Annotated in this window: 9 protein-coding genes; 4 read left to right on the forward strand and 5 right to left on the reverse strand. The window is 52.3% G+C overall.

The features are described 5' to 3' along the window. Positions 1–11 precede the first annotated feature (11 nt). The 3 genes from IC235_RS12700 to IC235_RS12710 all read right to left on the reverse strand — a co-directional run bounded on the left by IC235_RS12700 (position 12) and on the right by IC235_RS12710 (position 4,079). Positions 12–2,522, reverse strand: a complete 2,511-nt coding sequence (locus IC235_RS12700; protein WP_191005557.1) for a TonB-dependent receptor — start codon at positions 2,520–2,522, stop codon at positions 12–14. A 237-nt stretch (positions 2,523–2,759) separates the two neighbouring features. Then, positions 2,760–3,590 carry a 50S ribosomal protein L11 methyltransferase gene (gene prmA / locus IC235_RS12705; protein WP_191005558.1) on the reverse strand — a complete coding sequence of 277 codons (831 nt, stop codon included), beginning with the start codon at positions 3,588–3,590 and terminating at the stop codon, positions 2,760–2,762. A 102-nt stretch (positions 3,591–3,692) separates the two neighbouring features. After that, positions 3,693–4,079 (reverse strand): hypothetical protein, encoded by a 387-nt coding sequence (locus tag IC235_RS12710; protein WP_223847267.1) that lies wholly within the window; start codon positions 4,077–4,079, stop codon positions 3,693–3,695. Positions 4,080–4,534: 455 nt separating this feature from the next. Here IC235_RS12710 and IC235_RS12715 point away from each other — a divergent pair, with 455 nt between their 5' ends. From IC235_RS12715 to IC235_RS12725, 3 genes are all read left to right on the forward strand, one after another. After that, complete coding sequence (locus tag IC235_RS12715; protein ID WP_191005559.1) at positions 4,535–4,975, forward strand: SMI1/KNR4 family protein; 441 nt, start codon at positions 4,535–4,537, stop codon at positions 4,973–4,975. Positions 4,976–5,217: 242 nt separating this feature from the next. Further along, entirely contained in the window at positions 5,218–5,820 is a 603-nt protein-coding gene (locus IC235_RS12720; protein ID WP_223847268.1) for a hypothetical protein, read from the forward strand. Between the two features lie 1,664 nt (positions 5,821–7,484). Continuing rightward, positions 7,485–7,724, forward strand: coding sequence for a hypothetical protein (locus IC235_RS12725; protein ID WP_191005561.1), 240 nt, complete (start codon positions 7,485–7,487; stop codon positions 7,722–7,724). 70 nt (positions 7,725–7,794) lie between these two features. Here the strand turns inward: IC235_RS12725 and tpiA are convergent, their stop codons facing one another. Next, a complete protein-coding gene (tpiA, locus tag IC235_RS12730; protein WP_191005562.1) occupies positions 7,795–8,562 on the reverse strand; it encodes a triose-phosphate isomerase in 768 nt (255 codons plus the stop codon). A 279-nt stretch (positions 8,563–8,841) separates the two neighbouring features. Here tpiA and IC235_RS12735 point away from each other — a divergent pair, with 279 nt between their 5' ends. Beyond that, the gene (locus tag IC235_RS12735; RefSeq protein WP_191005563.1) at positions 8,842–9,936 is read left to right on the forward strand and encodes a hypothetical protein; all 1,095 of its coding nucleotides are present in this window, start codon (positions 8,842–8,844) and stop codon (positions 9,934–9,936) included. A 150-nt stretch (positions 9,937–10,086) separates the two neighbouring features. Here the strand turns inward: IC235_RS12735 and IC235_RS12740 are convergent, their stop codons facing one another. After that, complete coding sequence (locus IC235_RS12740) at positions 10,087–10,968, reverse strand: tryptophan-rich sensory protein (RefSeq protein ID WP_191005564.1); 882 nt, start codon at positions 10,966–10,968, stop codon at positions 10,087–10,089. Positions 10,969–11,036: the final 68 nt, after the last annotated feature.

Consider the following 11,036-nt stretch of genomic DNA (forward strand, 5'->3'; position numbering starts at 1 on the left):
AATTCCTGAAGCTACTTGCCGCGCACTATCACCGGGCCCATACCTTGGGCCGGCTGCCCGTTTTGGCTCAAGCCTTCGGCCACGGCCTGAAAGCTCCCGCTGCCGTCGGCAGTGAAAAAGTGGAGCTCGGCCTCGCCCTTGGCATTGGTGCGCACGGCCGGGTTCCAGTACAAGGTGCTGGTGCGCGGGTCGACGGGCGGGTTGGTGAGCAAGGCGTTGTAGCGGGGCTGGTAAAACTCACGGGCCTGGTAAAAGCCGGGCAGCTTCACCGTAGCAATGCCGGGAGCCGGGGACTGGTCGGCACCTTTATAATCGGGGTTGGCTCGCTTGGTATAGATGGCAATGGCCCCGCCGGTACCGCCGAAAATGGCAGCTTCGGCTCCTTTGAATATTTCGACGGATTCAATATCGGAAGACGGCAGGGTGTTAATGACATCGACGTCGACCCGTTGGCCATCGAGAATGAACAGGGGCGTGCCCTGCCCCCGGATCTGCACCGACATGTTGGGTGGATTACCGCTAATGGTGAGGCCAGCTACCCGCCCTTGCAACACCTGCAACACCCCCAGGCCCGATTGCGCCGAGGGCATATCCGCAAAATTGATTACGGTGCCTCCCTTCGCCCCATAAAGGCGGCGCGAGTCGTTGGCCGGCACGGTCTCGCGCTTGGCCGTCACAGCCACGTTGGCTAGCCGGATGTTGCGCATGCCTTTCTCGGGATGCAGGTCCAGGTCGGCCGCCTGGGCCTGGCGACTGCGCCGGACAAAAGCGGCCACGCCGGGCGGCGCAGTCGCTACGGGCGGCAACCCGGGTAAGGGCTGCGCGGGGGGCACCGGACCATTATCGGGCTGGATGATGACGTTGCTGCCACCTTGCGCCCGCCGGGCCTGCAGCGTGATAACTGCCGTGTCCTGCACCGGAAAGCCCACGAAGCTGAAGCGGCCCTGCGCGTCGGTGGTGCCTGTGGCGACATTTTTTACCGGCTTTACCTGCAAGAAAGTCAGCTGGCTGTTGGCAATGGGGCGGTTGCCGTGCTCACTCACTACCTGGCCGACCAGGCTAATCTCCTGCTCGGGGGTGAAGATCACGGGTGGCGCTTGCCCGGCCAGCACGGCTTTCCACACGAACCGCCGCCAGCCCTGGGTCAGCAGCAGGTCGTCGAGAGCCTGCGCCGTGGCCGCCGACTGCTCCCGAAAGTAATAGCCAGGGTCTTCGACGTAGCCGACCAGGTCGGACGTCAGCAGCAGGTTGGAGGCGATGGTTTCGGCGTTGGGGTCGAGCGCGCTAAGCCCGGCCTCGCTCACGCCCACCGAGAGGTTGGCGGCCACGGGCTGCCCAGCCGCGTCGACCACCCGCACCGTAAGCTGAACCGGCGAATGGGGGCCGTAGCTGGCCTGGTCGGGCGTAATGGTAACGCGGAGGGCCGCCGGGCCGTTCTGCACGAAAGCCAAGCGTTCACACTGCGGAATTCCCTGGCTGTCGAATAAGGTGAAGTGAATGATGCCGTTCGGATAGTTTTTCTTGGGCATCCGCCAAACGACGGGCTCGTCGCCCGCGAGCGTTCGCGGGCTGGGGTAGGCCAGTATACCCCGTACCTCGGTCAGCAGCTGCACGGGTCCGGGGGCCGGCGCCCCGGCGGGTCCCCGATACTGAGCCGCGACTAAAAAATCCCCGCCGCTCTCCACCACGTGCAACGAATACCCGCTGGCTTGCACCGACGGCAAAGGGTAGTCGGCCGTGCTGCCGTCGGGCAGCGTAAAGTGTGCGTGGTAGCGCTGGCCCGCACCCGGCACCAGGGTAAAGCGGCCCATACCCCCGTGGCGGGAGCTGTAGGTTGCTACTACGGCATTCTGGGCATTCAGAATCTGGCCCCGCACCGCCACGCTCCGGCCGCTGGCGTCGGTGGCTTTGCAGGCCACTACGCCCGACAGGCCCTCCACTAAATAGCCGCCTTCCGGAAAGAACTGCACGTCTGGTTTGTTGGCGAGGGCCGCGCTCTTGGGTTTGCCAGCCGACTTGGCGGTTTCGGGGGTGCTTTCCGGCGGCCCCAGGGGCGAAGCAGGCCAGATGCTCAGGCGGCGGCTGTACACGAAATGGTCGCCCGCGTTGCGCATCCAATTGGTATAAGCCCGCAGCACGTAGGTGCCGGCAGCCAGCGAATCGGCAATATCGAGGTCGCCACTGGCCCGGCCACCCTTCAGGCGCAAGGTCCGGCGGGCCACTACCACTCGCTGGGGCGAAAGCAAGTCGACGTGCAGCACTTGGCTGAGGGAATCTAGCTGGTGCTGCGAAGCATCGACCACATAGGCGCTAAACCAGATGGTTTCACCAGTGGCGTACACCGGCCGGTCGAGGTGCAGATAGGCTTTTTCACCCCGGGCGGCGGTATAAAACTCGCCCAATTGGCGCACAATGCGCTGAATCATTCCCTCCTCACTGGGCCGCGGGCGAAAAGCCATCAGCAATACCCCACCCACGAGCAAGGCCGCTAGTATTCCCTTTGGCACGCGCACTGTTTTCATGGTTGAATTTGATCAAATACGGTTGAGCTTCAGCGCCGAATCAACCGCAAGCTTACCACAACAAAGATGGCGAAGGCCGAAAACTTTGGTTAAGCCAGGCCAGCCGGCGCCGGTAATGTCTTCCAGTGCCGACAGGTCTCCTTTGATACTTCTAACAAAGGAATGCCGCCTTGCCATTCAACAGAACAAACCCGCGACAACACCTTCCGGATAACTTTTGGGCTATTCCGACGATTTCTACTCTTTCTCAAAGATAGCCGACACCCAGCTTCGCAGGGTCCGGTGGCGCTGATAGCGTAACCCATGACGGGCGGCTTCGGCGGTAATTTTAGGCAAATCCTCCTCGTAAAATCCACTAAGCAGCAAGGGCTGGCCACTGGGCAACAGGCGCGCATACTCGTGCATGTCTTCGAGGAGCACATTGCGGTTGATGTTGGCCAGAATAAGGTCGAAAGGGGCTTCCCGGGCCAGCGTTTCGACTCCCCCCAAGCGGCACTCAATGCGGTGGCACTGGTTTTCGACGGCGTTGTCGCGGGCGTTCTCCACGGTCCAGGGCTCGGTGTCGACGGCCAGCACCTGGCGAGCCCCCAGCATTTCGGCCATAATAGCCAGAATCCCGGTTCCGGTGCCCATGTCGAGTACGCGCCGGCCCTGGTGGTTCACGTCGAGCTGGTTTTCCAGCATCAGGGCCGTGGTTTCGTGGTGGCCCGTGCCAAACGACATGCGCGGCATGATGACGATGTCGTAGTCGATGCCAGCGGGCTTGGGATGGAAGGGCGCTCGCACCGACACCCGGTCGGCAATAATCAGGGGCTGGAAGTTCTTTTCCCACTCCGCGTTCCAGTTTTGGCGGGTGATAACCCGGTGCGAATGGTTCAGCTCACCGATTCCGCCATAGCGACTCATGATTTCCGATACCGCGTCGGGGTTGAAAGCCTCTTCGGTGGTGTAGGCGCAAAAGCCCGCGTCGTTGTCTTCGAAGGTGTCGAAGCCTACTTCGGCCAGTTCGGCCACCAGGATGTCGGCCAGCTCACGCGGAGCTTCTACCGTCAGTTCAATAAAATCCACTTCGGAAATGTCAGGGTTTGGAGGTCGTGGGTTGGTAGCGCTTTGCTCAACTGGCCGGCAACCAGGGCGCTACCCAGTTGGTGAGCTACAGAGTTCGCCCTGTTAGTTCTTGCAGCCCGCGAACGAGCGTACCGTGGTGTAGTGAATGGCAAAGTCGGCCCTCGCGCGGTCAGGCGTCACGAACAGTACGTAATCGGCGAAGTCGCGGGCGGGAGTCTCGGCCCACAGGCCGGCGCGATCGGCAAACAGCTTATTGTCTTCCTTAAAGACCAAAAGGTCGGCGAAGGCTTCTTCGGGTTCGATGTATACCGTACCGAAGCAGTAGCTGCGGCGGCTAGGGTTGGTTTCGAGGTACACCGACCCGTAAATTTTGCAGGGCTCCAGTGGGCCAGCCGCACGCGGGCGCGCTACTACTAAGGGCTCAGCGGCCAGCGCCTTAGGAGCAGGCAGCACCGTCAGTAAGGCCGTAAGCAAAAAGGAGAAAAACATAGCTGAGCTAGATGTAGAGTTCCAGGATGTGGTGTAGCTTTCGGGCCCAAAGGTCGTCAAAAGCTATGGGATAACGATTCCACGACAGTGCCTGTGCCCCAGCACACGTTGTGGCTGCTAGTTGCTGGTTGCGGGGAATGATTCCACCCCTCTCAGGCTTGGCCGTTTTCAACGCTAAGGTAGTAGTTGCTTGCTCCGCCAGGCTGATAAAAATCATCGATTAACAAAGAATCTATTCAAAGACTAACAAATATGGATTCCCCCGCACTTAATGCGTTTTTTAAATCAAATGGTACCGTTCCAACTCCTAGATGGGTGCTTGAACCATACAAGGAGCTTGCCACACGGATTATTACTCAAACGGGTGGAGCACGTGCAACTAAAGCATCGCTACACGCAATGACCATACAGCCTCAGCGGCTAGCACTTATTGAGAAAGCTCTTAACGCAATGAAATGACACATAGACTTTCAGCCTTACAAAGCCTCTGGGCTACTACAGATGCCGATTTAATTAAAGATATTACAGAGGATAATATAACTGACTTTGAACAGAAGCATAGGATAAGTATTCCCACCGATTTGCAGGAATATTTTCTATACTTGAATGGAAGTAGAGGCGAGTACGATGATAACTTTTTTAGGTTTTATCCTTTAGACAACTTTTTAAATGTCAGATTCAAATTTGAGGACTGGATAGGAATGCCCTACTATAAGGATCTAAACCAAACGCTTTTTCCAATAGAGGAATGCTTTGTTTTTGCCGATTACTTATTTCATTCACTTACACTTGCAATACACTTGTATAAAGACAAAGAAAGTGTATTAGATAATTATATTTATTGCCTATGTGGTGGCAAGTATAAGATCGTAGCGAAGAGTTTTACCGAGTTTTAGATTTTTATCTAACTAATTCGAGCTGTGTAATGTTTTAGCTCAAATTTTTTACTTCTTAAAAAAACAAGGAATAATACTGCATACTATGCTTTGCTTGACCCATAATACTTCAATTTTCTGCACACTAAAACCAATCCTCAGTTCGGCTAATTTAAAAAATTTAAATGATTTGCAAAATCCTAATCCAAAATAAGACCAACGTGCAATTCGTGATGGATGGAGAACTGAAATAAGACTAGGCTATGGCAAATAAAATGAATTACACCCAAATAGGTGGCATTGTTTTGATCTCTATAATAATGCAGCAGGCATTTACTTCCTGCACAAAGCAGGATTCAGTAAATAATGCATTAGCTTTATATCATGACAGCCAATTCTGTAAGAGTAAAACTTTCTTATCTGCGTACATCTGGCCTAATGGCATGAGAATGGTAGCACATAGAACTGAAAAATACTATTTTACATTTGAAAGAATTCTAGGCTTCAAAAGACTGATAAAGAATGATAATTGCAATGAAGATGAAGTTTGGCACTTAGTAGATGAATTGAATAGATTGGACTTACTGTCTATAGAAACGACTCCCAAATACGCTTTGTTTTATTCAAAGCTTGAGGACTCAACATATGCTGAGTTAAAAAACAACAATAGATCTTATTTTGATCTTCTTGTTGAAGATTTTCCAGTAAGTAAAACAGAGGGAAAGCATTATATGCTAGTCTTTGTGTATGCCAAAGGTATAGAAGATATACCAGACAATATAAAACGCATAAGAAAGATTAATAAGATTAAAAATAATTGGTACTACTTCAGAACTTATAGAGGTAGTGACATCAATGTCTTTTAAATTAGAAATGCAGTGTAGCAGAGTCCAAACAGACTGTTGAGCTTCATCAAACCAAAATGGAATGATTTAACCCAATATAATTTGGGTATTATTCCAAAAATACATCATTTAGAGTCGGTGTTGCCATAGTTTCCGATGGCACTTATCTTTCAATCATGACGCATTACTGGGTTGATAATAATGGTGGCCCGAAATTAAATTCTCTTGAGCATAGAATGGGCATGTTTCTAATCGCAGAGAGATACGGACCAACTTCTGCATAGCTAATTGGATGGGGTAATGAAAGTAAAGGCTTTCTATTGAATGATAGAGCAAGCGGTAATATCATGAATGCTTTAATGGGTCGTCCTGCTCGAAATGGTAATGCTACTGCTTTCGAATGGAATGATGCGATTCATAACAAGACGGAAATTAAGTGGTGGAATGATTACTATTATCAAAAAGAGGGCATAATGTTTTCAATAAAAGCTGCAATTGGATTGTATGGAAAGTAAACAAAATTTATTCCTCTTCGCACTTTTTCTCCTCTCAGGATGTGGTACACTATGCCCTCTTGACAAAGAATTGAAAAATAAAATCAAGCACATAAATGACACTTATAAAGAAACTCTATTATTAGAACCTATACCATGCGAAGTATATTATATAAATTGTTATGTCCAAAGATCAAATACTGACACAGCTTTAATTTCTCAAGTTTATAAGACAATTCGCCCTAACAATTGTGCGGGGTATGATTGCATGATTGTTATGGATACCAGTGGGAAATATCTGTACAATTATTCTTCTGGTGGCAAAAAGGTTCTAAATAGTAGCGGGGATTGATCTAGGTTTAGGAAGTAACTATATGCATTACCTTCATGGAATATAATACAATCAACTCCAACTATAATCAGATGATACATCACTCTGGATTCAAGCAGAAATATGTGTTTGAAGGTACCGAAATAAGCTATGTAGGACTCCATGAGATATGTCAGGGCTGTCCTGAAGTTGGTTCTATCATGATTAATGAGCGAATAGTGTATAAAGGCACCTATTTTGGAGGGCCCCTATTGTATGCCCTTGGTTCAATATACCTACCGATGTTCAGCAGAGTAATTTTTATAAATGACTTCAAAATGGCGATAATTGACCTATAATTGCATCAAATAAAAATCAGTAATTTTAATGAGGATATTATCTTATTAAAAAGTATAGAGCCAAGTAAAATATTATACTTTAACGACATTCACAACTCTAAACTTAAAACGGCATCCACCAGCAATAGTTTATGGAAAACATATTCGCTTTTCTCATAATATAGACCACTGATAAAATTATAAGCATTTTATCAGTGGTCTATATTATGCCCCATGACAATTAGCATCTTTTCCTTATCTGCTCATTACACAAAAATCTGGTTAACAAAATAAGTATACTTTTACATGCTTTAACAGACCACCTCCACTCAACGGCCATCACAGACGCACTCATTCTATGAAAACAGCATCTCCATCGCCGCGCTCCTTTTAGGCACTCCTGCCCAGGCCCAATGGACCAGCACCGACCCAGGCACGCAGTCACTCTCCTCCATCGCCTTCTTCAACGACACCTACGGCTGGGCCTGTGGCTCGGCCAGTAGCCTGTACAAAACCACTAATGGCGGTACGAACTGGGAGTACGTGCAGAACCTTGCCACCCCCGGCCTGCTCAACCGCTTGCGCTCGGTCGCCATTCCCACTTATAACACAGTGGCGCTCATTTACGAAACCCCGCTCAACCCCCAGCCTACGGCCACTTATACCCGGTCTGACGGGGGCGCGCCGTTTGTCGTGGATGAGTACGGTACTTTCAACCGCTTGGTGTATCACCCCAACGTGGAGGTTAGCCCGACGCAGCTCACCCTCGGGCAGAACTGCTAATATTTTTTTGCCCGGCAAGAACCCAATATGATAAGCTTAGGCAGTTTCCAGGAACGACGATAAGCCCTGCTTAAAACGACTGGACGATGGCCATGAAATCCGCCGCTTTCAACGAGGCGCCGCCAATCAGTCCGCCATCAACATCGGGCTGCGAGAAAAGCTCCCGTGCGTTCTGCGCGTTGGCCGAGCCGCCATAGAGAATGGTGGTGTTCAGGGCCGCTTTGGCGTCGTAGGCGCGGGCAATCCGCTCGCGGATGAAGGCGTGCACCTCCTGCGCCTGGGCGCTGGTGGCCGTGCGGCCGGTGCCAATGGCCCAGATCGGCTCGTAGGCAATCGTGACCCGGTCGAACTCCTGGTTGCTGAGGTGGAATAGCCCGTCGGTAAGCTGCCGGCCGATGAAGTCGAATGTTTCGTCGGCCTCCCGCGTGTCGAGCGACTCGCCCACGCAGAAAATGGGCTTCAGGCCAGCGGCCAGCGCGGCTTTCAGCTTTTGGCCCAGCAACTCATCGTCTTCGCGGAAGTACTGCCGACGTTCGGAGTGGCCCAGAATAACGTACTCGCAGCCCACGGAGGCCAGCACCCTGGCCGACACTTCGCCCGTGAAAGCCCCACTCTCTTTGTGGTGGCAGTTCTGCGCCCCCAAGTGAAACTTATTGCTCGGCGGCAAGTGCTCACCAACGCCGTACAACAGCGGGAAAGGCGGGCAAATAACAACTTCGGGCTGAGCGGCTCCGGCCGCCGTGGCCCTGGCTAACCGGGTAATTTCGCTAACCAGGGCGAGACCTTCAGAATAGGTCAGGTTCATTTTCCAGTTGCCGGCGACGAGGTTTTGGCGCATGTTAGGAGTAGGGAAGCAAGTGAAGTGGGGAGTCTTACCCGCAAAGCTAGCCTGGAAGCTGCTTTCGGCACGATGAATCCCACCAACCTGGCGCCACCTCGCTACGCTGTACCTGGAAACCCGGGCTAAATCAAGGAAACTCTGGGTTCACAATTCTGCTCTTTGTGCGCTACGCTGAGAACCTGGCCATGTCGGCTGCCACATTCAATGTCGCCAGCAGTAGTGGGATAGCTATTCACGGCGGGCATCGTCTGGAGCAGCTATTAGCACCACCTTTTAATGACGGCACACCCGCCGCGGGGCAAGACGCCAGCGACGTACCAGGTGGTGCCCGTCGGCCCCGAGCGTGGCACCTTTGCCTGGAACAACCTTTGGCACGATGCTTTGACCAACGCTGCAAATCATAAATATTACTATAAATATTTGCCTATTACTCGTAAATTACTACATTTGGAATTCATTAAAACTCGGTTCAGAATGAAAAAGGCTCTACTATTACTCGGCGCAATCGCAGTTTTTGGATCATCCTGCCAAGATGTAGGTACCTCTGATAACACTGGCGGTACTGCTAGTAGCAAAGATTCGGAAGGAGCTATTGTCCGCCCTAAGGCTCCCGTCGCACAAGGCAAGCCACGGATTCTTTTTGTGGGTAATAGCCATACGGAATATTATATAAGCCTGCCTACTGTGTTTGGTGAACTCTGCGAAGCTAACAACCAGCCCATGAGCGTGGATAAGCTGGTAACTATGGGGGTGGATATCAGTGACATCTATAACGACCATAAAGCCGAAGCAGAAAAGAATTTCGCGAAGGCCGATACGGATGGTAATTATTATGACTATGTGTTATTGCAGGAGCAAACGCCGGTAGCCCTGGAGGAGGTAGATAAGTACAAAGCCCAGGTAAAAATGATGGCGGAAAAAATTCGTAAGAACAGCCCAGGAGCGGCCATCTATATCTACGAAGGCATGAGCCCCGTACCTTACGAAGGCGATGGTGAAGAATTCAACCAGTATCACGAAGAAATGCGCAAGAACGCGCTAGCGGTGATGCAGGAGAGCGGAAACGCCGGCCTGTTCCGCTTGGGCGATGCTATAAAAGATGCCTACGAGGGCAAGGAAGGCTATAAGCACGAAATAAACGGCAAGGACAATCTCCGTTTTGGCCATAATAGCCTGCACATACTCAATGATGGCGGATTTACCGCTGCCGTGTTGTTGTACGCTACAATCTTTGATAAAGCCCCCCAAATACCCGAGCAATTGACGCTGAGCACTGGCATCGGCGATGACGATGGCATGAAGAAGATGCCGGTAGCGCAGGCCGTGAGTAACCCGAAAGCGCTGGCAGCAATTGCCCTGAACAATAAATAGGCCTACCCTTATACGTAAGTGAGGGTCCAGGCAGCGCCGGCTAAGCGGATAGTACTAAGCAGGGAAGCAAGTGAACAGAGGAGTATTACCCGCCCAGCTAACTGCCAAAATCCTCGCCGCAAGAAATCGAGCGCAGCCAGCCTCGCCCGGCTATTCGGCGGCCCTCACTGAATTGCGGGCGGCAATCTCAGCTTCCGCGGCGGCAGCGGCCTGGTCGCGCAATTCCCACGGCTGTTTGCGCCCGCCCAGCCGCGCCAGCACTACGCCCGCAATGGTGACCACTGTTGCTCCGGCTAGCGCCCCCCAGGCTAAATCGGGCAAGTCCTCGCGCAGGCGCACCACCCAAATGCCCACCAGGGCCCAGGCCACTACCAGTGGAAATACCATATCCCGAAATATCCGGCTGATTAGCAAGGCCAGCAGAACGATAATAACCAGCACCCCCAGGGTCAGCTTCGTGGAAAGATCTTCGGCGACTTCCCAGCTGAGCAGGCGTATTCCGATGGTGATGTTGACAGCCGTGGCCACCGAAATCCACCCCAAAAACAGCGAAAATGGCACGCTGGCCAGCGAGGGTGCCGCACCGGTAAACACCTGCCGGCGCGCCTCGCCATAGGTAATGGCTAGGCTGCCCAGAATAAGCAGCATGACCCATACGCTAGGCATAATCAACTCGTACGCAAACAGCACAATCCAGGCGGCACAGGCCAGGTTGGCCACCGTCAGCGGTTTGGCAATAGCATCGGGCAACGACAATTTATGCTGCGCCGGCAATAGCTGCCACACGGCGTACACCGCCAAGGCCAGAAAAATTATCCCCCAAATACTGAACGCATACCCGGCCGGCGTAACCAGCGTTGGGTACTTAGCCGACACCTGCGCCATGGTTTGCCCATGAAATGGGTGGATATTTGAATAGGCATTCAGAAAAATGTTGCCAAAAATGCTCACAGCCGCTACCCAGCGCCAGAGTCGCCCGGTGAGCGAATGGTTGGGAGTGGCAGCGTCGGGAAAAGAGGCAGCAGTCGTCATAAACAAAGAGATAGGTGATACACCTACGCATCAATTAGGTAAGCTGGATTAGGTGGCCTGCCAGCGAT

Origin of the sequence: Hymenobacter montanus, from assembly GCF_014699115.1 — a bacterium.
In the GTDB taxonomy this organism is placed as follows: Bacteria; Bacteroidota; Bacteroidia; order Cytophagales; family Hymenobacteraceae; genus Hymenobacter; species Hymenobacter montanus.

Excerpts from the sequence above, each read along its gene's own strand:
- IC235_RS12700 (WP_191005557.1), bottom strand. The coding sequence starts at position 2,522 with ATGAAAACAGTGCGCGTGCCAAAGGGAATACTAGCGGCCTTGCTCGTG.
- IC235_RS12710 (WP_223847267.1), bottom strand. The coding sequence starts at position 4,079 with ATGTTTTTCTCCTTTTTGCTTACGGCCTTACTGACGGTGCTGCCTGCT.
- IC235_RS12715 (WP_191005559.1), top strand. The coding sequence starts at position 4,535 with ATGACACATAGACTTTCAGCCTTACAAAGCCTCTGGGCTACTACAGAT.
- IC235_RS12720 (WP_223847268.1), top strand. The coding sequence starts at position 5,218 with ATGGCAAATAAAATGAATTACACCCAAATAGGTGGCATTGTTTTGATC.
- tpiA (WP_191005562.1), bottom strand. The coding sequence starts at position 8,562 with ATGCGCCAAAACCTCGTCGCCGGCAACTGGAAAATGAACCTGACCTAT.
- IC235_RS12735 (WP_191005563.1), top strand. The coding sequence starts at position 8,842 with ATGACGGCACACCCGCCGCGGGGCAAGACGCCAGCGACGTACCAGGTG.
- IC235_RS12740 (WP_191005564.1), bottom strand. The coding sequence starts at position 10,968 with ATGACGACTGCTGCCTCTTTTCCCGACGCTGCCACTCCCAACCATTCG.